At 65.1% G+C, this 21711-nt stretch carries 19 protein-coding genes; 7 read left to right on the top strand and 12 right to left on the bottom strand.

Annotated features, from left to right (window positions below):
* Positions 1-60: 60 nt before the first annotated feature.
* Complete coding sequence (locus ABIC50_RS16655; RefSeq protein WP_354165532.1) at positions 61-966, bottom strand: LysR family transcriptional regulator; 906 nt, start codon at positions 964-966, stop codon at positions 61-63.
* A gap of 177 nt (positions 967-1143) precedes the next feature.
* Between ABIC50_RS16655 and ABIC50_RS16650 the strand changes: the two genes are divergently transcribed.
* Positions 1144-2682, top strand: a complete 1539-nt coding sequence (locus ABIC50_RS16650) for an MFS transporter (protein WP_354165531.1) — start codon at positions 1144-1146, stop codon at positions 2680-2682.
* A gap of 43 nt (positions 2683-2725) precedes the next feature.
* Here the strand turns inward: ABIC50_RS16650 and ABIC50_RS16645 are convergent, their stop codons facing one another.
* From ABIC50_RS16645 to ABIC50_RS16625, 5 genes are all read right to left on the bottom strand, one after another.
* The gene (locus ABIC50_RS16645) at positions 2726-3478 is read right to left on the bottom strand and encodes a DUF3658 domain-containing protein (protein ID WP_354165529.1); all 753 of its coding nucleotides are present in this window, start codon (positions 3476-3478) and stop codon (positions 2726-2728) included.
* Between the two features lie 285 nt (positions 3479-3763).
* Complete coding sequence (locus tag ABIC50_RS16640) at positions 3764-4492, bottom strand: class I SAM-dependent methyltransferase (protein ID WP_354165527.1); 729 nt, start codon at positions 4490-4492, stop codon at positions 3764-3766.
* A 55-nt stretch (positions 4493-4547) separates the two neighbouring features.
* Positions 4548-5129, bottom strand: coding sequence for an HD domain-containing protein (locus ABIC50_RS16635; RefSeq protein ID WP_354165524.1), 582 nt, complete (start codon positions 5127-5129; stop codon positions 4548-4550).
* Between the two features lie 108 nt (positions 5130-5237).
* Positions 5238-5795 (bottom strand): helix-turn-helix domain-containing protein, encoded by a 558-nt coding sequence (locus tag ABIC50_RS16630; protein WP_175667268.1) that lies wholly within the window; start codon positions 5793-5795, stop codon positions 5238-5240.
* A gap of 71 nt (positions 5796-5866) precedes the next feature.
* Positions 5867-6514: a hypothetical protein gene (locus ABIC50_RS16625; RefSeq protein ID WP_354165522.1), complete on the bottom strand. Its 648-nt coding sequence runs from the start codon at positions 6512-6514 to the stop codon at positions 5867-5869.
* Positions 6515-6877: 363 nt separating this feature from the next.
* Between ABIC50_RS16625 and ABIC50_RS16620 the strand changes: the two genes are divergently transcribed.
* Positions 6878-8281 (top strand): HdeD family acid-resistance protein, encoded by a 1404-nt coding sequence (locus ABIC50_RS16620; RefSeq protein WP_011659355.1) that lies wholly within the window; start codon positions 6878-6880, stop codon positions 8279-8281.
* Between the two features lie 184 nt (positions 8282-8465).
* Positions 8466-9197 (top strand): ribonuclease T2, encoded by a 732-nt coding sequence (locus tag ABIC50_RS16615; protein WP_175742156.1) that lies wholly within the window; start codon positions 8466-8468, stop codon positions 9195-9197.
* 83 nt (positions 9198-9280) lie between these two features.
* On the opposite strand, the gene ABIC50_RS16610 is transcribed toward ABIC50_RS16615, so the two are convergent.
* The 5 genes from ABIC50_RS16610 to ABIC50_RS16590 form a co-directional block, all read right to left on the bottom strand.
* On the bottom strand, positions 9281-9913 hold the full coding sequence (locus ABIC50_RS16610) for a cysteine hydrolase family protein (protein ID WP_354165520.1): 633 nt from the start codon (positions 9911-9913) through the stop codon (positions 9281-9283).
* A gap of 130 nt (positions 9914-10043) precedes the next feature.
* Positions 10044-10964: a LysR family transcriptional regulator gene (locus tag ABIC50_RS16605; protein ID WP_229081631.1), complete on the bottom strand. Its 921-nt coding sequence runs from the start codon at positions 10962-10964 to the stop codon at positions 10044-10046.
* Positions 10965-11579: 615 nt separating this feature from the next.
* Positions 11580-12179 carry a hypothetical protein gene (locus ABIC50_RS16600; protein ID WP_354165518.1) on the bottom strand — a complete coding sequence of 200 codons (600 nt, stop codon included), beginning with the start codon at positions 12177-12179 and terminating at the stop codon, positions 11580-11582.
* Positions 12172-13224 (bottom strand): ParA family protein, encoded by a 1053-nt coding sequence (locus ABIC50_RS16595; protein ID WP_354165515.1) that lies wholly within the window; start codon positions 13222-13224, stop codon positions 12172-12174. Before ABIC50_RS16595 ends, ABIC50_RS16600 begins: the two co-directional genes overlap by 8 nt.
* Before the next feature lie 412 nt (positions 13225-13636).
* On the bottom strand, positions 13637-14551 hold the full coding sequence (locus ABIC50_RS16590) for a glutaminase (RefSeq protein WP_175726542.1): 915 nt from the start codon (positions 14549-14551) through the stop codon (positions 13637-13639).
* A gap of 222 nt (positions 14552-14773) precedes the next feature.
* Between ABIC50_RS16590 and ABIC50_RS16585 the strand changes: the two genes are divergently transcribed.
* Positions 14774-15484: a response regulator gene (locus tag ABIC50_RS16585; protein ID WP_354165513.1), complete on the top strand. Its 711-nt coding sequence runs from the start codon at positions 14774-14776 to the stop codon at positions 15482-15484.
* Between the two features lie 64 nt (positions 15485-15548).
* Entirely contained in the window at positions 15549-16679 is a 1131-nt protein-coding gene (locus ABIC50_RS16580) for an ATP-binding protein (protein ID WP_105830322.1), read from the top strand.
* Between the two features lie 75 nt (positions 16680-16754).
* Here ABIC50_RS16580 and ABIC50_RS16575 read toward each other — a convergent pair whose 3' ends face one another.
* Complete coding sequence (locus ABIC50_RS16575; protein ID WP_175663422.1) at positions 16755-19157, bottom strand: patatin-like phospholipase family protein; 2403 nt, start codon at positions 19155-19157, stop codon at positions 16755-16757.
* A 256-nt stretch (positions 19158-19413) separates the two neighbouring features.
* Here ABIC50_RS16575 and ABIC50_RS16570 point away from each other — a divergent pair, with 256 nt between their 5' ends.
* Entirely contained in the window at positions 19414-20448 is a 1035-nt protein-coding gene (locus tag ABIC50_RS16570) for a rod shape-determining protein (protein ID WP_354165511.1), read from the top strand.
* Between the two features lie 205 nt (positions 20449-20653).
* Entirely contained in the window at positions 20654-21313 is a 660-nt protein-coding gene (locus ABIC50_RS16565) for a YdcF family protein (protein WP_165753540.1), read from the top strand.
* The last annotated feature ends 398 nt before the right edge of the window (positions 21314-21711 follow it).

Genomic DNA, 21711 nt, shown 5'->3' with positions numbered 1-21711 from the left:
GTTCCGACACGCCCGGGTGGCGTGTCGGTTTCAGCGCATTTCCATTCTTCTCGCCTGCGCTCAGCGCTCAATCATCGGCGGTACCGCCTGCACGAGCGCGTCGATCACGCAGCGCGTCTTGCGCGGCAGATAGCGCGTTTTCGGCCAGATCGCGTGGATGTCGCCTTCGCACACAAAGCAGCGGTCGAGCACGACGACCATCTCGCCGCGCTTCACGTAATGATCGAGCAGCCAGCTCGGCAGCCATGCGATCCCGAACCCCGCCGCACCGGCCGTCGCGATCGCCTGCACGTCGTCGAAGCTGAGCTGATGCTGCATGTCGACGCGCACGGTCGAGCCCTCCGGCGCGCGCAGGTCCCACGGTTGCGCGACGCCCGAGCGTGAATACGCGATCGTCCGGTGATTCCGCAGGTCGTCGAGCGATTGCGGCATCCCGTAGCGCGCGAGATACGACGGCGATGCGCCAAGGCTGCCGTATTGCGTGCCGAGCCGCCGCACCGCGAGGCTCGTGCTATCCGCCAGCGTGCCGATCCGTATCGCTAGATCGATCCCTTCCTCGACCAGATCGACGAAACGGTCGGTGATCGACACGTCGATCCGCAGGTGCGGATAGGTGCGTGCGAGATCGAGCACGATCGGCGTCACGCAGTGATGCCCGAACGCGAGCGGCACGCTCAGCCGCAGCTTGCCGCGCGCTTCGTTGCGGCCGCAATCGAGATCGGCTTCCGCCGCTTCGAGTTCCGACAGCGCGCGCACGCAGCGGTCGTAGTATGCCTGGCCGTCGTCGGTCAGGCTCTGGCTGCGGGTCGTGCGCTGCAGCAGTCGCGCGCCGAGCCGTTTCTCGAGCCGCGCGATCGCCTTGCCGACCGCCGAGCGCGTCATGTCGAGCCGTTCCGCGGCAAGCGCGAAGCTGCCGGATTCCACTACCTGGACGAAGGTCGTGACGCCGTCGAGTCTGTCGGTCATGGCGGGTTGCGCTGATTGAGTCCTGTAGTTCCCCAGTCTGGAGAAAAGGACGCGTCAATGGGGACAGGAATTCTCACTATAGTACCGATTCCCGTCCAGCGTGCGTTGCCGGCCGCACGCGGCGAATCCTTCTCACCTGGAGGCGCGCGGCCTGTTGCGGGTCGTCGCGCAATATGCATGACGCTATCCGACTCCCGCAGGAATGCGGTCGCGCTCGCGGCCGTCTGTCTCACATCGTTGATGTTCGGCCTCGAGATCTCGAGCGTGCCGGTGATCCTGCCGACGCTCGAACACGTGCTGCACGGCGACTTCAATGGCATGCAGTGGATCATGAACGCGTACACGATCGCGTGCACCACGGTGCTGATGGCGGCCGGCACGCTCGCCGACCGCTTCGGCCGCAAGCGCGTGTACGTGATCGGCACCGTGCTGTTCGGCGCGACGTCGTTGCTGTGCGGGCTCGCGCCGAACGTGCCGGTGCTCGTCGCGGGCCGGCTGCTGCAGGGCGCGAGCGGCGGCGCGATGCTGATCTGCCAGATCGCGGTGCTGTCGCACCAGTTCCGCGAAGGGCGCGAGCGCGGGCGCGCGTTCGGGATCTGGGGAATCGTGTTCGGGATCGGGCTCGGCTTCGGGCCGATCGTCGGCGGCGCGATCGTCGCGCTGGCGAGCTGGCCTTGGGTGTTTCTCGTCCACGCACCGCTCGCCGCCGTCGCGCTCGTGCTGATCGGTGGCGCGGTGCGGGAGTCGCGCGATCCGCACGCGGGCACGCTCGACGTCGCGGGCATCGTCACGCTGTCGCTCGCCGTGCTCGGCCTCGCGTTCTATATCACCCAAAGCGCGGAGCTGGGGCTCACGAGCGCGGCCGGCCTCGGCGTGCTCGGCGCGACCGTGCTTGCGCTGGCGGGCTTCGTCGTCGCGGAGCGCGTGAGCGCGCGGCCGATGTTCGACTTCTCCGTGTTCCGGATTCGCGCGTTCACCGGCGCGATTTTCGGCTCGATGGGGATGAACTTCAGTTTCTGGCCGTTCATGATCTACCTGCCGATCTGGTTCCAGGTCGCGCTTGGGTACGACAGCGTGACGGCCGGCCTCGCGCTGCTCGCGTACACGCTGCCGACGCTGGTCGCGCCGCCGTTCGGCGAGCGGCTCGCGCTGCGCTACGGGCCCGGTGTCGTCATTCCGGGCGGCCTGTTCACGATCGCGGCCGGTTTCGTGCTGATGCGGATCGGCAGCGGCGTCGACCACGCGAGCTGGCTTACGATGCTGCCCGGCTGCGTGATCGCCGGCATCGGGCTCGGGCTCACCAACACGCCGGTCACGAACACGACGACGGGCGCGGTGCCGGGTTCGCGGGCCGGGATGGCGTCCGGCATCGACATGAGCGCGCGGATGATCTCGCTCGCGCTGAATATCGCGGCGATGGGCTTCGTGCTGGTCGCGGGGATCGTCGCGAGCCTGAAGGCGGGCGTGGCGGGGGCGGTCGATGCGGGGGCGTTGCGCACGCTGGCGCAGCAGATCGCGTCGGGCCGCACCGACGGGTTGCATGCGATCGGGCCGGCGCTCGCGCAGGCCGACCCGAACGGCACGGCGCTGCACGCGGCGCTCGTGCACGGGTTCGGTTGGGTGATGGTGTATGGCGCGGCCGGCGTGGCCGTGCTCGCGACCGCGAGCGCGGTGGCGTTCGCTCCGGTGGGGCGGAGGGGGGCGGTGTGTGAATGAGGTCGTGCGTAGCAGGGCCGATGGGGCTGGCGCATGACAAGCGTTAAAGGGGCGTTGCCCGTATCAGGGTTTGGGCGATGCTGACGTCAGCTTGCTTTTCAATGATGCCGCTCGAGCAAAGTTTCTCGAATCGATGATAAAGAAAAATGTCTCCCGGGAATGCTTGCTTCTCTGAAGCAAGTTTTTCGATTATGCGCAATGCGACTATTGGAGATGGTTCCCATTCCCTAGTTACGGCGTCAACGATGTACTGGTCGAAGTGCGATGACGGGAGCGACTGGATTTTTCCGGTGCGGCCGATTAGCCTAAAATCTGCATTTTCGTCGGTTAGGACATCCCATTCCCGGATGTAATGGCTGATGTCGCTCGTCTTTTTCTCAACTGCATCGTCGAGAAAAATCGCGATATCGTGAAAATTCCCTGCGGCGGAGTCGGGCGCGCTTTCGGGAACCGGGATCAAGGAAAATTCTTGCACGGGTTGGAAACTCACCCAATGTATGAAGTTCAGATATTCATCTGACGCCAACGGGTTCACCCATGCAAAAATTTTGGCACCCTTGCTGAGAGCTGGGATGTTTGTCGATAAATTTTCGGGAACGTAGCCAAAATTCTCGGAGAACCATGCCGACAGCGTTTTGGTGTTGCGCTCCTGGAGCGGGCCGAGATGCCAGTCTCCGCCAATAAGAACACACGATCCCGTCAAGCTTCTGTTTGAAATTGCAGTTGAAACGGCATCGAAGGAGCGCTTCGAGAATGTCGCGTGAACGACATGTTGATGATGCTTATTTTGAATCATTCGAGCTCCCCGATTTCAGTTCAAGCAATCCCCGCATCGCGTCATGCCGGTAGGGCTGTCCGGCCTGCCGCCCTACCGTTCGATGCGTATTGTGTAAAGAGCAGGGTAGATTTTAGACGGGTGATTTTTCAAGTATCTATTTTTGTGAAAGGGGATAATTGTTGCTGACTGTCATTTTTGTTAAATTAAATTGAGAATCTTCGGCGCCGGATTTTGAGCGCCGCATAGCGGCTAAAGATGTACCGAACATGTGATGGCGTTTATATGAACACCGTCCGGTATCCGCTACCGCTGCGCAGCCACGATCACCATCATCGGCCGATCACGTTCCTCGTCGAGTGCGGGCATCGCATCGACCTGTTCCGGCGTCGGCCCCCATTCGTTCAGGTGCGTGAGCGTGAAGCCGCTGCCGATCAGCAGGTTCACGAGCGTGCCGAGCGTGCGATGTTGTTTGACGACGCCCGGCGCGAGCCAGTCGGTCACGCGTTCGCCTTCGCGCTGATAACCGTCGAGCGGCCACGAGCGCTCGCCCTGCGCGTCGACGATGAAGCCGGGCCGCCGGGGCGCCGTATAGATCGGATGCTCGATCGAGAACACGAGCCGCCCGCCCGGCACGAGCGCGCGATGGATCGTGCGCAGCAGCGTGTCGAGATGTGCGATGTAGTGGAACGCAAGCGAGCTGTACGCGAGATCGAACGCGGCATCCGGCAGCGCGAGCGTTTCGAGGTCGGCGCGGCGGTACGTGATCGCCGGGTGCGCGGCCGTCGACGCCGCGCGTTCGAGCATGCGTTCGGACACGTCGATACCCAGCACGCTCGCCGCGCCCTGTTCGGCCGCCCAGCGGCTGAACCAGCCATAGCCGCAGCCGAGGTCGAGCACGTTGGCGCCGCGCAGCGCCGGCAGCAGCGCGCGCAGCGCGGGCCATTCGGGCGCACCGGCGAGCCCGTGCACCGAGCGGTTCAGGCGGCTGTAGCCTTCGAAGAAGGCGGGATCGTCATAGATGTTCTGCGTCATGCGGCGAGCCTCGCGCAAATGCGGCGCGCGGTGCCATGCGGCCGATTCCGCGAGCTTACGCGCCGTCGCCGCGTGCGTCGATCCGGCGTTGCGTGTCCGCGTCGACGATCGCGCGGATCGCGTCGAACAGCGGCGTCGTGTCGGTGTAGCGCCGCCCGTAGCCGAGATTGAACGCGTAGTCGAAGTCGGGCGGATTGCTGCCCTGGTTGTGCTGCAGGATCGTCTCCAGCTTGTCGAGCGCCTTCGCGGCGCGCGCTTCAGGTGATTCGGCCGCCTCGTATTCATCCCACAGCGCGACGATCTCGTCGCGCAGCGCGCGATCGAGCCCGGCCGTCAGCGTCAGCAGGTCGTCGCGTTCGTGCGTGCTCTTGTCCGGATGCGCGGCCTGCTCGATAGCAGGGATGTCGCCGTGCAGCGCTTCGCCGAGATCGTGGACGACGCACAGCTTCAGCAGCTTCGTCGTGTCGACGTCGGGCAGCGCATCGGCGAACACGAGCGCCATCAGGCACAGTCGCCAGCTGTGCTCCGCGGTGCTTTCGGGACGGCCCGTCGACGTGTGGCCGCTGCGCAGCACGTCTTTCAGGCGTTCGGCTTCGCGCAGGAAATCGAGCCGCGCGTGGATCGTGTCGAGGTTCATCGTCGGCGCAATACTTGAATGGAGCCGTCAAGCGTACGCCGTGCGGATGCGCCGCGTCCACGCATGAAATATGCGTGGGGCGCCAAGGTCCGGCGGCTTGCAGACGTGCTACAGCGTTTCGACGAGCCGCGCGGCGGAGCCGTCCGACAGCGTCATGCGCGTCCACCGGCAGGTGCTGCCGCGGATCGGCACGACGCGCGACGCATTGGTGCCGGTCGCGAATTCGACGCTCGGCGGCCCCGCGCGATCGTGCCAGCCGAGCGGGTCGAGCGCGGCTTCCATGCGCACGATTTCCGGCGACGCATAGCGCCACAGCGAGGTACCGAGCAACGCCGGCAGCGGCCGCGAGAACTCGGCCGCGCGCGCCGGCGAGCAGGCGAGCAAGCGATGCGTGAGGTCGCACACGAGATGCATGCGGGCCGTGCTGCTCGCGATCAGCCGCGCGAGCGCGTGGTCGCCGGCCGAATCGAGACGCGCGGCAAGCAGCCGCTCGGCTGTCGCGCGCTCGTCGGGCGACATCTGCTGGATGCCGGCTTCCCAGCGCGAGATCGTCGATTGCGCGACGCCGAACAGCTCGGCCGCATGGCTCTGCTTCACGCGGCGCAGCGTGCGCCAGCGCTTGAGTTGCGGGCCGAGCGGCGGGGTGTGAAGCGGCGAGGTCGTCATGTCGATGCTCCGGTTTGCGTTCGGGGTGCGAGCGCGTGCATGGCAGGCGAGCGTCACCGTCGCCGTGGCCGTTACATGATCCGCAGGCCGCCGTTCGCCTCGATCGCGATGACCGCGATCGGCAAGAGCACGATGCCGCCCAGCACGAGCACGCCGTCGGCGGCGACCGTGACCGGCGTCGCGAGGATCCGCAAGCCCATGCCGACCACGGACGGCGATTCCCTGACGTAGACGTTGTACGGGTGGTTGAACGCTTGTGCCGCGTTGTCCTTGTCCTTGGCCTTGTCGGCGAAACCTTCGGTCGAGTAGCGCTTGCCGCCGATGTCGCCTTCGAGCACGAGCCCGGCCTGCGCAGCGGTGAAGCCGTCGGCGGTCGCGGCCTGTTGATCGTTCGCCGATGCGTCCTTCGGCAACAGAATCCGGTAGTGGCCGGTCACGCCGCTGCCGTTCCCGCGAAAGTCGGTGAACTGGGTGTGCAGCGACTTCCGGTAGCCGGACTGCAGCACGGGCCGCAGCGAGGCTGGCAGATCGAAGATGTAATGGTAATCCTGGCCGAGGACGACGAGTTTCTTGCCGTCTTCGGTGATCATGAACGCGGATACCTGTTCGTGGTACGCGCTCTCCTTGTACAGCTTCGGCGTGAAGCAGCCGGACAGCGGGAGGCTGGCCGCAGCCATGCCGGCGGCCAGCAGGCGCCGGCGCGTGATCGAAATGCGCATTTCTTGTAGTTCCGTCTTTGCGGTTTAAGGTGGCTTTCGCCCTCGGAGCGGCGATTCTCGCGTATCCGGCGCGCGTTGTCGAACGGGAAATCTGTTGCGGCAACGCTGCCGATCGTGCCGTGTCTTGCAGCATGCCGTGGCGTCCGAAGCAGCCGGACACGTTTTCGGCAGGCTTTCAACCGGCTCCGTCATATCTTATTATTTGGCCGGAGCGGCGCGCGCCGGCCGCCATCGGTCATGCCGACGCATGACGCGCCGGCCAGCATTCCCCGCCTTCCGGCTTGCGCATCGCACGACGCGCGGTCGGCACGACAGGAGACGCGTGGCCATCGCGTATCCCGAAAAAAATGATACGAGGGCGCAATGGTACGACTGGTCTTGCTGCTGCTGGGCATCGAATATCTGCGAACGCGCTGGCGCGGGCTGACCGTGCTGGGCTGGCTGTGGGTCGTCGCGGGCGTCGGCATCTTCATCGACGCGCTCGACGGCGCGCTGCATTTTCCGATCGAACTGTTCGCGTGGCTGTTCCTGATCGAGGGGCTCGCGACGCTCGCGGTGGCCGGCAGCGGCGTCGGCGGGCAGCGCATCCTGCGCTACGTGAAGGGCATCGCGGTCGTGGTGGCCGCCGGGCTCGTGTTCGCGGGCCATCATCACGGCCACTTCCTGCTGTCGATGATCTTCGGCACGCTGTTCCTCGTCGACGGGCTGCTGCAGTGCACGTCCGCGTGGATGGTGCGTTACCGGCGCTGGAACGTCGCGTTCGCATGGGGCGTCGTCGAGATCCTGCTCGCGATCTTCTTCTATCAGCCGTACCCGACCCACTATGCGGGCACCGTGCCGTACTGCCTCGGCCTGCTGCTGATGTTCGGCGGAATGCACATGCTGAGCCTCGCCGCACGCGTGCGGCGGCTCACGCGCAACCCCGCGTTCGTGACGTCGCCGGCGCCCGCGATCGTGCCCGACATCGACACGGCGCCCGACGTTCCGCGCTTCACGCAATCCGAATGGGACGGCCCGCCAGCCGATCACGAGCGCGCGCTCACCGTGCACGTGTGGACGCCCACCGGCACGTCGAAGGCCGAAGCGCAGCGCTACCCGGTGATCGACCGCTACATCGCGGCGGTGGACGTCAACGGCGTGATCTCGACCGGCCATGCGGCGCTGGAGTCGCCCGAGGGCATCTACATCAGCCTGTATCCGGCCGTCGAGATCGATCGTTCTCCGGACGAATTCACGCGGCTGCTGCGCGCCACGCGCGAGAACGACGTGCCGGGGTTGTTCCAGCCCGACTATGCGACCGAATCGAAGGCGTGGTGTCCGTCGACCGTGCGCGTGCGGATCCGCAACTACGATCCGGCGAAGCTGGACGCCTTCTGGTCGTCGTACCGGCAGACCGTGACGTACAACCTCACGCACCGCAACTGCTCGAGCACCGTGTCGAACGCGCTCGAAGCGGCACTCGACGGCGCGGTGTGGCGGCTCAAGGGCGAGCGGGCAGGGTGGGGCGCGTTCGTCCGGCTGTTGCTCACGCCCGAGCTATGGGTCGCCGCGCAGATCCGCAAGCGCGCGGTGACGATGGCCTGGACGCCCGGGCTCACGCTCGACTATGCGCGGGCGCTCAGCATGCTCGCCGATCCGCGGCCGTTCGCGTGGTGGAAGGTCGCGCGCTCGGCCGTGACGGCGATCATCGCGTCGCGCCGCGCGTGGCGCGAGCAGGACAGCGCGGCGTTGTCGCCGGGCGGATCGGAAGCCGCGTCGGCGAAATGATCGCGGGGCGCCGCCGCACTGAGGCATCGATCGGCGAACCGGAACACATCGGCACTGCGCCACGTCACGAATTCCTTGGTCCACCTTCATATTGATGCCATGTTGCGTCGGCAACAATCGCGGGCAGACATTCGACAATCTTGCGGCGCATCCCGCGACCGCAAGCCTTTTCCGAGGAAACGCCATGCTCAAGACGCTCGCCCGCGCCGCGGCCGCACTCGCCGTCGCATCCGCCTCGCTGCACGCCACCGCGCAGACCAGCTACGACTACCTGTTGCTCGCGGCTTCGTGGGAGCCCGGCTTCTGCGCGTCGCACGATACGCCGGAGTGTACGAACCTCGCCGGCACGTATGCGGCGACGAGCCTGTCGCTGCATGGCCTGTGGCCGAACCGGTATGACGGCAACCAGCCGTTCTACTGCGGCGTGCCGCAGAGCGACATCGATCTCGACAACGCGCACCAGTGGTGCAGCATGGATGCGTATCCGGTGAGCACCGCGACCCGCAACACGCTGTCGACCTACATGCCGGGCGTGGCGTCGTGCCTCGACAAGCACGAATGGTTCAAGCACGGCACCTGCTCGAATTCGGCCACGCCGGACACTTACTGGAACGAGGCGACCGGCATGGTCAGCCGGCTCGGCAACACGTCGTTCAACACGTTCCTGCAGGCGAACGCGGGCAAGGTGGTGACGCGCAATCAGTTGCTGTCCGCGTTCGAGGGCGCGTTCGGCAGCAACACGCGCAGCGCGGTGTCGCTGAAGTGCACGAAGACCAACGGCGTCAGCTATTTCACGGAAGCGTGGATCGCGGTGAAGACGACGGCGGCCTCGCAGTTTCCGAGCGCGGCATCGCTCGTGACGGACGGCAATACGCAGGGCACGTGCCCGACGTCGGGCGTGTATATCGCGAAGTAACGCACGAAGCTACGCACGAAGTCACGCAGGATGCGCCGGCCCGGAGCGTTCCGGCCGGCGCGCGCGGCGCATGCGTTGCGCGTCTACGCGAGCAAGTGCAACGCATCGTCGAGCGACAGCACCGTCGTGCGCGTGTCAAACGCCGTCGCGAACAGATGCTCGTGCACGACCTGATCCGGGTCGTAGCAGCAGTCCTTCACCGTATACAGCCGGAAATCCGCATCGCTTGCGTGCGCAACCGACGACAGCACGACGCCGGTTGACGCAATCCCGACCAGGATCAGCGTATCGATACCCTGCGCGACGAGTCGCGCCTGCAAGTCGGTGCCGAAGAACACGCTTGCGCGATGCGCGGCGATCAGCGGCTCGCTGTCCAGCCGGCCAAGCTCCGGGCACGGGCCGTCGTCGACGAACAGGCCGAGTTGCTTGATCCCCTGGCCGTTCTTGTTGCGCGGACTGACTTCCGGATAGCCGGGGCTGAAACGGAGATTGGCGAAGCAAACGTGGACGCCGCCGGCCCGCGCCGCATCGCACAGCTTGCGCGTGTTGGCGAGCAGGGTGGGCGCGACCGACGGAAAGAGCCCGAGGATGTCGGTCTGGTAATGCATGACGACCAGCGCGGTTTGCGCCGGCACGATCGGTGGAATCGGTGCGTGCGTGTGGGTGTTGCCTGCGTGGTCGGTGGCTGCGCGATCTGAAGCGTGTTCCGGTTGCATGACTGATGCTCTCCCAAAAGTCACTTCGGTGGATTCGGAAAAACGACCGCTGCGTGGATGTCGTCGACCATTCTAGTGGGCCGGCAAGAAACCGGTTCGTCGCGTGGCGTCCCGGGTACGGACATGTGCGTCAGGTCGCGACGCCGCGCGTGCTGAACAGCGTGGAGATCAGATCGATCTGATCCAGTCGGTTGATCCACCATTTCAATGCGCGTCCGGTCTTGTCCTCACGCCAGCCGAGGTAGCAGGTTGTATGGTCCCGCACGCCGATTACGCGCCGCTCGACGAGCTTTCCCTGACGGATCGCCTCCTCGACGACGGGCGCGGGCAGCATGCCGACGGCCATGCCTTCGCAAAGGAGGTCGAGTTTCGCGGCCAGGGTCGGCACGATGATGACCGGTTGCCCGTCATGAATCGCCACCGATCGCGGCTCGAGGGCGCGCGACGTGTCGCTGATGATGACGCCGCGATGGCTTGAAATGGTATCGCTGTCGAGCGGTTGTTCGACCGCGGCGAGCGGGTGATGCGGCGCCACGACGAAAACATGGCGCAACAGGCCGATCGGCCTTGCCGCGATGTTCGGCGCGTGCGGCGGCTCCCCAGCGGCACCGATCGCGATATCCGCTCGCCCCGTGACGAGCGCGTCCCATACGCCACCGAGCACTTCGGTCGATAGTCGCAGCCGTGTGGTCAGCTTCATGTCATAGAAAGCACGCACGTGCGGCCACAACGATGGGAGCGGCAGAATCTCGTCGAGGCACAGCCTGAGCTCGGCCTCCCAACCTGCGTGGACACCCCGGACCTTGCTCTCCAGCTCCCGCCCCGCCTGGAGCAGACGACGACCATCCTCTACGAGCAGTCGTCCCGCCTCGGTCAACTGCGCACGCCGTCCGCTGCGATCGAACAGGATGACGCCGAGATCGCTCTCTGCCTTTTGCACGAGGTAGGACAGTGCAGACGGTACGCGATGAATCAGCACGGCTGCCTCGGCGAACGTGCCCGCGCGGTCTATGGCATCGAGCGCCTCCAGAACTTCAAACGACAACTTCAAAACGATTACCTTTTAGATGGGCCGCTGATTTTCGACGCAGGGGCGGGGGGCGCAAATTGGAAGAAGTCAGGCTCGCGAGCGCGGCCGCTTGGCACGCCCGCAGCTTGGGTCAGTGGTCTGCGGGGGGCACTATTTTGGCAGCGACGACGCTTTTCCGAATTGCGCTTAACTTCGCCGCCTCAAAAAATCGGCCGCCCCCGATCGGGCGTCAACCACCGAGCGCCAGCGTGCTCGCACTCTGGAAATATAAATTCACATGTTGCTCCGTTGGCTCCGTTGGCTCCGTTTGCGCCGAGCGGACGGGTAAGTGCCACGCTGCCTTTGACGTCGCGGCTCGACAGTTTCAGTCGTTCATCTACAGGATCAGCCGGACACTCAAACGTCGGCATCGTCCTGGCAGCGGACTTTCGTCCTCCGATTACATGAGCTTTGTCATCGAACAGTCTCATAGTGCGCTGGGAAGCAAATGCGACGGCCACGAATCCGTTTTTTGCGACTCGCCGACGGACATGTTCGTATCTACACGGCCGGTCGGCGTCTCGGTAGCGAATATTTTAAAATTAAGCTAGAGGTTACAGACTCGTTGATTGAACGATTTCGTATGAGCGTCTTCTGTTAGATGACTGCAATCATAGCTGTACCAAGGCGATCGAGATAATCCAGAGCGTCACGGACCAACGCGACACTTATGGGCCATCGGGCTGGTGGGTTCGTGGGGTCTATATCAGCTTCATGTGCAATTTTGTTGCGTCGATCCACAATCAAGATCAACTCTGCTTTTAGGTCTCGCTTCGGTATATTCAGATGGGCACTTAGCGCATCCCAAAGCGCAATCGATGATATCAAGCGAATCGCATCGGCAATTTTTTCTGGTTGCTGAAATGACAGCCAGCTATGCGCCTCGCGAACCGCCTCATCGAGCCATTGCGCGTCAGCTGCGTCGGCTACAGCCCGTCGGGTAGCCGACATAGGAACTTTGAAAGACAAATGAGCAGTGGTGGGAGCTCGCCTTCCGTGATGGACCTCAAGCATGCCAATTCGGACGATTTCATGCACGAAGTGATCAAGTGCGCTTACCCCTTGCATCAATGCAGCCCGAAGGCAATCACTTACATCTACAGCGCTGGTGGTCAAGACGGAAATTCGATCTGCCAATGCCAACAGGTCGTGTGCGCGCCTGAGGTTCTCCCTAAAGTTATTGAGAGCGTCATTCATCTGTAGTCAGGCTGATCACTCGATTTGTGAGTTGGGCAAAAACCTCGTCGAAATCGCGGGCCTGTTTTCTGTAGCTATCAAGAACCACCCCCTCGGTCTCAAATTGGGCGTCGGTTAGTGCAAACACGGGGGTTCTCTTATCCTGCGATTTTGCAATCAGCGTATTGAAGTCCGCGATCTGGCAAAGACAGAGGCTTGTATCAATCCCATATACTTGTTGATATTTTGGTAGCGGTAACATCATTCCGGCGCCGGAAAGTGCCGATTGAAACGGACCGGAAACCATCGCATTAATATCGTCGATCCAACGCTGAAACCCGGCCGTTGGCGACCCACCTCGTGGGCGATATTTTTGAATCACAGTTCCCAAGAATCTTGGTGTGCGCGCCGGATAGGGGTATGCCGCAGCTTGAAGGACGGAATTCTGCTGAGCGCGGACGGACCATGAATGCCAGCGAGGTAGAACTGAGGTCAGCGACTCAAGTGCCATTACAGAGAAGTAGTCTGGCGTTGTTGGCACAATGAAATAATCACTGGTCATCAGCAGGTTCTGGTTGATGGAACCGAGGCCAGGGTTCATGTCAACAAGCACAAAGTCTGCAAGGTATCGCTCTGCCGTAGCGTCGATGAGATGACTGAGTGCGCCAGGAAGGTTTTGTAACGTTTGAATGGAGCCTGACAACTCCTGTGCAATCCCGAGAGTTACCTCGTATTCGGACAGGCGGATATGCCCGGGAAGCAAAAACATATTGGGTTGCCCGGGCACTTCTACACATTCGACTGCTTGGATCGGTCGCGGTTGGGACTCGAAGGCCGGAGCAAGTCCTGCCCTGATATTCCTTAGAGATGAATCCCCCCTATAGAATGTCTCCAATTGATTCTCGTCGGGGTCGCCCAAAATTAGGCCGCTTAGATTGCATTGAGGATCAGCATCCACCAGAAGCACACGATACCCCATTTGCCCCAGCTTCCACCCCAGATTGAAGGTGGTCGTGGTTTTACTGACTCCGCCCTTATGATTGAAAAGCGAGATTCTGACTGTCATTACGAGCCCTTTCTGACTGTACGTCGCCGGTAGACAACGAATTAAGCAATTATGCCTTACCAAGCTTGATTGGAGTGCGGTGTCTGGCCTGCATTATCAGCGAGGCCGATCCTCAAACGCTGTTGGATGGAGTGATGCGTGGGTCCATGTACGCAACTTTGCCACACTGGCGTCGTCGACGGCCCACCGGCATGCGGACGCAGGATCCGACTGTTACCGGACGCGCGTGACTGTCCTCGATAGCCGACAGCCTATCGGTGAGTGCACGTGGCGGAACGACCGTTTGACCTTGGGGATTCGACCCACCATCGACGCGCGGCGGGCTTCACGGACCGACACGGGGCGAACGCTGTCGGTGCCGATATTCACCCGCCGCCGTCGCGCCACCTGAGGCACGCCTAACTCCGCCATCTCAAAAAATCGACCGCCCCGAATACGTCGTCAACCACTCCAGCGCCAGCGTCCCCGCCAACGAGTTCCCGTTCGCGTCGAGCCCCGGCGCCCACACGCACACGGCCATTTCGCCCGGCAGCACCGCGACGATCCCGCCGCCGACGCCGCTTTTCGCGGGCAGCCCCACGCGATAGACGAAGTCGCCCGCCGCGTCGTAGGTGCCGCAGGTCAGCATCAGCGCCGACAGCCGCTTCGCCGAACTCGCATCGAGGATGCGCTCGCCGGTGACGGGCGCGACGCCGCCGTTCGCGAGAAACAGCGCGGCTTGCGCGAGCTCCACGCAGTTCATCGTGATCGCGCACTGGCGGCAGTACGCGTCGACCACCGTTTCCGGCGGCATCTGCATATTCCCGAAGCTCGACATGAAATGCGCCATCGCGCGGTTGCGTTCTGCGTGTTGTAACTCCGACAGCGCGACGCGCGAATCGTAATCGACATCGTTGTGGCCGATCAGCCGTCGGACGAATTCAACGAGCGCCGTCTCGGCGCGCACGAAGCGGCGGCACAGCACGTCGGTGACGACCAGCGCGCCGGCATTGATGAACGGATTGCGCGGCTTGCCGCGTTCACTCTCGAGTTGGACGAGCGAGTTGAACGCGGTGCCGGATGGCTCGCGGCCGACCCGTTCCCACAGCGCGTCGCCGAGCAGCTGGAACGCGAGCGTGCACGCGAACAGCTTCGAGATGCTCTGGATCGAGAAACGCTCGTGCGCGTCGCCGATGGTGTAAACGTTTCCGTCGAGCGTCACGACGGCCATCCCGAACTTGTCGGCCGGCACCTTCGCGAGCTCGGGAATGTAGTCGGCGACGCGCCCTTGCCCGATCCACGGGGCGAGTTCGGTATGGATGCGTTGGAGGATCGGCTGGTAGTTCATCACGTGAGGCAGGGCGGGCGCGGGGCCCGGTTTCCAGGGAGCCCGTATGGAACCGTTTCGGCGCCGGTTCGTCAAGCACGGCCGCCATCGCGCCCTTATTTGTCAGATCTCCAAACGGGCAAGCGGCGGGCGCAGTATCATGCGGTACGTTTCGGCCGCTGGCCGGCAGCGGGCGCAAGCCTGTCGCCGCCGCGGTCCCCCCGTATGATCCGACCGTTGCCCATGTCTTTTCGCATCCTGCTCGTCGAAGACGACACCCGCCTGTCCACGCTGATCGCCGGCTACCTGCGCAAGAACGACTACGAAGTCGACACTGTGCTGCATGGTGACGCCGCGGTGCCGGCGATCCTGTCCATGCGCCCGGATCTCGTCATTCTCGACGTGAACCTGCCGGGCAAGGACGGCTTCGAGATCTGCCGCGAAGCGCGCAAGGCGTACGACGGCGTGATCATCATGGTGACGGCGCGCGACGAGCCGTTCGACGAACTGCTCGGCCTCGAATTCGGCGCCGACGACTACGTGCACAAGCCGGTCGAGCCGCGCATCCTGCTCGCGCGGATCAAGGCGCAGTTGCGCCGTGTCCCCGCGCGCGCGGCCCAGGGCCCCGCGGCGCAGCCGGAGCGCTACACGTTCGGCCAGTTCTCGATCGACCGCACCGACCGCTCGGTCGTGCTGCCCGGCGGCGGCTCGCCCGACCTCACGTCGGCGGAGTTCGACCTGCTGTGGGTGCTGGTGTGCCATGCGGGGGAGGTCGTCAGCCGCGACGACCTGATGCTGCAGCTGCGCGGCGTCGAGTTCGACGGCCTCGACCGCACGATTGACGGGCGCATCTCGAAGCTGCGCCGCAAGCTGCTCGACGATGCGGGCAACCCGCAGCGGATCAAGACGATCCGCAGCAAGGGTTACCAGTTCAGCAAGCATGCGTGGGAATGACGCCGCCCCCACGCGACGCCGCCGGCCGCAGTATCCCCATCTCGCACGATAGCCGGAAGCCGCGATGATCCGACGCACGCCTTCGCACCCCGACGCACCGCCGCTCTCGACGCTGCGCTATGTCAAATGGCGCTGGCTGCACTTCCGCCGCGCGTGGACCGACACGCGCGCCGACCGCATTCCGAGCTGGTCGCGCCTGTACGTGCGCACCTACCTGCATCTGCTCGGCCTCGTGCTGCTGACCGCGCTCGTGCCGGCGCTCGCGCTGGGCGTGGTGTTGTCGCCGGAAGTCGTGTGGCACGCGTTCGACGCGCTGCCGGGCGACATCTGGATCGTGCTCGCGTTCATATTCGCCGCGCCCGCGCTCGCCGCGTACCGGTGGATGCGGCCGGTCTGGTCGGATTTGGTGATGGTGCGCGAGCGTGCGATCGACTTCACCGGCGGGCGCTTCAACACGCGCGCGCGGGAGTCGCACAGCGTGATCATCGGCCCGCTCGCGCGCACGCTGAATGCGCTTGCGATGCGCATGGAACGCCTGATCGCCGCGCAGCGCGACCTGACGAACGGGATCTCGCACGAGCTGCGCACGCCGCTCGCGCGCGTGCGCTTCGCGCTCGAGATGCTGCGCGAACCGGGCTCCGCCGCCGAATATCACGGTGCGCTGGAGAGCATCGCGCAGGACGTGACCGAGCTCGAGGAGCTGATCGACATGAGCCTCACGTATGCGCGGCTCGAATACAGCTCACTGCAGTCGAATATCGAGCTGACCGCGCCGGTCGCGTGGTTCGAGCACCAGGTCAGCGATGCGCAGCTGCTGTATCCGGAGCGCGCGATCGAGTCGCGCATCGCGATCGCGTCGGACCTGCGCGTGAAGATGGACCGGCGGCTGATGTCGTATGCGATGCGCAACCTGCTGCGCAATGCGAGCAAGTATGCGAACGCGCGGATCGTGGTCGGCATCTCGATCGAGCACGGCAACATCGCGATCTTCGTCGAGGACGACGGCCCGGGCGTGCCGGAAGACGAACGCGAGCGGATCTTCGACGCGTTCGTGCGCCTCGACCGCCGTACCGGCGGCTACGGGCTCGGCCTCGCGATCACGCGGCAGGTGCTGCACGCGCACAACGGCCGGATCGCGGTCGTCGACCCGGTCGAACTCGGCGGCGCGCGTTTCGAGATCAGCTGGCCGATCTGACGGCCCGGCCGGCGTGGCCGGGCAACGGGGTCGCCGCGCCGCGAATGCCGGTCCGGCGACCGCCGCCCGCCACGGTCAATACGTGCGGCCGAGCTGCAGGTAGATGTTGCGCCGCCCGCCCGGCGCGAGCGCGACGCCCATGTACAGCGGACCGAACGCGGTCGACAGGCTCGTGAAGAACGTATAGCTCTGCTTGAGCGCGCCACCGCCCACCTGCACGCCGCTCGACCACACGTTGCCGACTTCCGCGCTGGCGCCCACCGACAGCGCCTTGATCGGCGACGCGTTGAACGTCGCCAGCTGGTTCATGTAAGTCACGTTCGCGTACGCGAGTTCGTTGCCGGTCAACTGGTCGGCCGCATACGCGGCCAGATGCTGGAAGCCGCCGAGCGTGAAGTTGAACGCGTTAATCAGGTTGGTGCCGCCGATGCTCTTGCCGCCCTCGATCGTCGCGCTGACACTGTGCCGGCCGAACTGCTGCGCGATCATCGCCTTGCCGTAGATCTCGGTGTAAGGCGTGTTCGACGTATCGGCGAGGTTCGCCGCGGACTGGCTGTTGTGCGACCACAGCGAGCGTTCGACGCGGAATTCGCTGTAGTAGCCCCGGCGCGGGAACATCGGATCGTCGAGCTGATCGATGACGAGCCGCGCGCGCGCGGTCAGCGCCTGCGACGTGAAGCTCGGCCAGATCAGCGTCGAGCTGCCGTCATCGAACGAGAACGGCAGGTTGTAGTTCGGCGAGCCGTGCCCGGTCGCGTAGCCGATGCCCATCCGGAGGTCGCCGAGCCGGCCGATCGGCAGCCCGAAGTCGATCCCGGTGCGTGCCGTCTGCATCAGATACTGGTTCAGTTTCACCTCGCCGCTGTCGTCGTACAGGTTCACGTAGCGACGCTGATATTCCGCATAGGGCGAAATGTAGAAACCGTACGCGGCCGGCAACGGCTGGCGCAATTCGACGCGCGCCGACAGCAAATCGCTGCCGATCGTCGTATCCGCGCGGAACTCGAGCCCCGATTCGGTGAGCCACGGCCGCCGGTAGCCGACGTGCAGGCGGAAGCCGCCTTCGTCGGTCGAACTGCTCGACATCCCGACGCCGAACAGCAGGAAATTCGGCCCCCAGTATTTCTCGCGCGCATCGACCACGAGCACGTTCTCGTCGCCGTGGCTCACGATCTGCTGCGTCACGCTCTCGAAATTGCCGCCGGTCGTCAGCCCGAGCAGGTCCTGGCTGACGGTCGCCGGATCGTAGGTGTCGCCCGGTTTCACGTGCAGCGCGTCGCTGACGACGCGCTTCGGGATGCCGCCGCTCGTCTTGATCTCGATGCGCGTGATGCGGATCGGCGGCGGCAGCGGCTGCGCATGGGCGGACCGGTAGGCCGCGTACTGTTCCGGCGTGAGCGCGAAGCGCTTGAGCCGCGGCAGCGCCGCGGTCGCGGCGGCCGCGCCGGCGGCGATCGCCTGCTTGGCGTTCTGGAAATCGGTGAACGCGAGCGCGCCGAGGTCGGGTGTGAGCAGCACGTCCTGCGCGGCGAGCTGCTGGCGCTGCGACGTCACGTTCTGGCGGATCAGGATGCCGACCATCTGCTGCATCACGTCGGCCGGCGACGCGAGCGCGTCGAGCGGACGCAGCGGCGAGCCGATGTCGACGGCGATCACGACCTTCGCCCCCATGCGCCGCGCGGTGTCGACCGGCAGGTTGCTGACGAGCCCGCCGTCCACGAGCGCGCGGCCGTTGATCTCGGCCGGCGCGAACAGGCCGGGCATCGCCATGCTCGCGCGGATCGCGAGCGGCAGCGAGCCGTGGTCCAGCACCACCATCTGGCCCGTCTGCAGGTCGGTCGCGACCGCGCGATACGGGATCGGCAACTGGTCGAACGGCTGGTTGGTCGGCACGGCGGCCGTCCAATTCGCGAGCAGCGCCTGCAGCCGGTTGCCCTGGACGAGGCCCACCGGTGCCTTCACGCCTTTCTTGCCGAAGCCGAGCGTCAGGCTGTTGATGTACAGGCGCTCGTCCTCGCGGCTGGTTTGCGGCAGATCCGCGCGGTCGGTCACGTCGAAGGCGATGTCGGCCAGGTTCACCTCGGACAGCCGCTGTTGCATCTCGTCGGCGGCCATGCCGCTCGCATACAGGCCGCCGACCACGGCGCCCATGCTGGTGCCGGCGATGCAGTCGATCGGGATGCGGTTCTCCTCGAGCACCTTCAGCACGCCGAGGTGCGCGTAGCCGCGCGCGCCGCCGCCGGACAGCACGAGGCCGACCGGCGCCCGGCCTGCCGGGCCGCCGTCGGCGTTGCAGGTCGGCGCGGGCGTCGCGTTGGGTGCGGCGTTCGGTGCGGCGGCAGCGGCCACCGGCGCGGTGCGGGTGGCGGTGTCGGCGGCCGGCAAGGGCTGCGCGGCAACGGTGCAGCACCAGAGCGCAACGAGCGTTGCGCCGATCCGGCGCACCCCGAGCCAGCGGAGAGTAGCGGTCGCTGTCATGGTGGAATACCTGGCGTGATCGGGCGTGAAACGCCTGCCGGGAGCAGGCAAGACCGAGAGATTACCGTGTTTCACAAGCGCAACGCGAGCGGCCGATGCGTCGGCGCCGGCCTGCCGGAACGCGTTTTCGGCAATTTCGTCGCGAAATAATCATCGGAAGTGTCTAAAGTATCGGAACGATTTGCCGCTAAGTCCGGGATGGGGCGGTAATGGCGCGCCGCACGGATGCGGCTGGTTTGTTCAATAAAGGCTTGATATGTCGACACCGCTGTTCGGAAAGTTGTTTGCGCAACCCGTTGCGATCGACCCTGGAACGGCGAGTACGCGGATTTATACGCATGAGCGCGGTGTGGTGCTGAACCAGCCGTCGGTCGTCTGCTTCCGCAAGGGCGGGGCGTCCGACGCGCGGCCGACCCTCGAAGCGGTCGGCGAGCTCGCGAAGGCGCTGCTCGGCCGCGAGCCAGGGCACCTGGAGGCCGTGCGGCCGATGCGGCACGGCGTGATCGCCGATGCGCACGCCGCCGTGCAGATGATCCGCCGCTTCATCGACATGTCGCGCACGCGTTCGCGCTTCAGCCGCCGTGTCGAGGTCACGCTGTGCGTGCCGTCGGATGCGACGGCGGTCGAGCGCCGCGCGATCCGCGAGGCCGCGTTCGCGGCCGGTGTGTCGGAGGTCGAACTGATCGAGGAAGCGCTCGCGGCCGGGCTCGGCGCGGGGCTGCCGGTGACCGAGCCGGTCGGCTCGATGGTCATCGACATCGGCGCCGGGACGACCGAAGTCGCGGTGATCGCGCTCGGCGGCATCGTCTACCGCGAGTCGATCCGCGTCGGCGGCAACCAGTTCGACGCGGCGATCATCAACTACGTGCGCAACGTGTACGGCGTGCTGCTCGGCGAGCAGACGGCCGAGCGCGTGAAGAACGCGATCGGCTCGGCCACCCGCGCCGTGCCGCGCACGTCGACCCGCGCGATCGGGCGCGGCATCGAGGACGGCCTGCCGCGCTCGATCGAGCTGTCCAACCACGACGTGGCGGACGCGCTGGCCGCGCCGCTCAAGCAGGTGATCGGCGCGGTGAAATCGGTGCTGGAAAACGCGCCGGCCGAACTCGTGACCGACATCGCGCATCGCGGCGTGGTGCTGACGGGCGGCGGCGCGCTGCTCGCGGATCTCGAGCGCCTGCTGCGCGACGAGACGGGCCTGGTCGCCCGGATCGCCGACGATCCGGCCACCTGCGCGGTGCGTGGCGCCGGCGAGGCGATGGGGCGGCTTGCGATGTGTCCGGTGGATTGACGCCGGCCGCGCACACTCGTTGACGTTTCCTGAAAGTCTTTCGAACCCCGAAGCGCCAGCATGCCGCACGTCGTCCGGTTTCTCCGGACACGTTCGACACGTCATGCCGGCCGCGTGATCTGGACATGCGCGAGCGCGGCGTGGCAGTATGCCGGGCCGCGTGCCGGACAAGCCGGCGGCGTACTTCTCCAGGAGTTCGACACCATTGAAGCAGCGATTCAAGTGGGGCTGCATGGCCCGGATCGGCCGTGTGCTGGCCGCGTTCGCATGCCTATGGATCGTCGCGGCGGTCGTGCTCGTCGGCGCGGGGATGCGGATGCCGAGCGAGCCGGCCGATGTCGCGGTGATCTTCGGCAATGCGCTGGATGACCGCGGCGCGCCGAAACCCGTGCTGGCCGCGCGGCTCGACGTCGGCGTGCGCTGCTATCGCGAAGGGCAATGCCCGGCGTTCCTCGTCAGCGGCGCGATCGACGGCCCCGGGCTGAACGAGGCGACCGCGATGCGTGACTATCTGGTCGCGCGCGGCGTGCCGGCCGACCGGATCGCCGTCGACGATCAAGGCGACAACACGCTCGCGACCGCCCAGCACACGCGGGCGTACCTGCAGGCGCACCGGATGTCGCGCGTGCTGATCATCAGTCAGTACTACCACCTCGCGCGGGCGCGCCTCGCGTTCGAGCGAGTCGGCATCTCCGGCGCGAACATCTCCGCCGCGTATCCGCATCACTTCCAGTTGCGCGATATCTATTCGAGCTGGCGGGAAGTGCCGGCGTATGCGGTCTATGTGCTGCGTCTGTGGCTCAATCCCGATGCACGGCCCGTATCGTTCCGGCCGATGCTTTATCTGATGAGCCTGTTTTCGTAACACGGCCCCGCGCGGTGTCTGCCGCGCGTGTGCCGCGTTTCGATTTTCAGCACGGTCGCCTTTTTCGTTTCCGATTTTCACGCTAATCACACCGCCGATTCATGCCGAATCCGGTGCGCCATCCCATTGATGGAATCGGTACCGCCGTCGCCGGATGATTAATGGCGATCGAGTCGCGGAATTCAACCGACGCCGGATTCGAAAGCGATTTGCAGGATGTTGAAAATTCGCTTTTGGTTCGGCGAATCAACGCGCTCTGCGATTTTTCCGGCCCGTCGGGGTGAGCGCGGATATATCCCTGGCGCAAATTCCATTCCAAATCCCGGATGCGCGTATCGGTGTTTCCACTGAGTGCGCGGCCCGGAACGCCTTGACGCGCCTTGCGCGGAATTACCGGA

Source organism: Burkholderia sp. 567, assembly GCF_040545115.1.
Classification (GTDB): domain Bacteria; phylum Pseudomonadota; class Gammaproteobacteria; order Burkholderiales; family Burkholderiaceae; genus Burkholderia; species Burkholderia ambifaria.
This window is presented reverse-complemented; position numbering and strand designations above follow the sequence as displayed.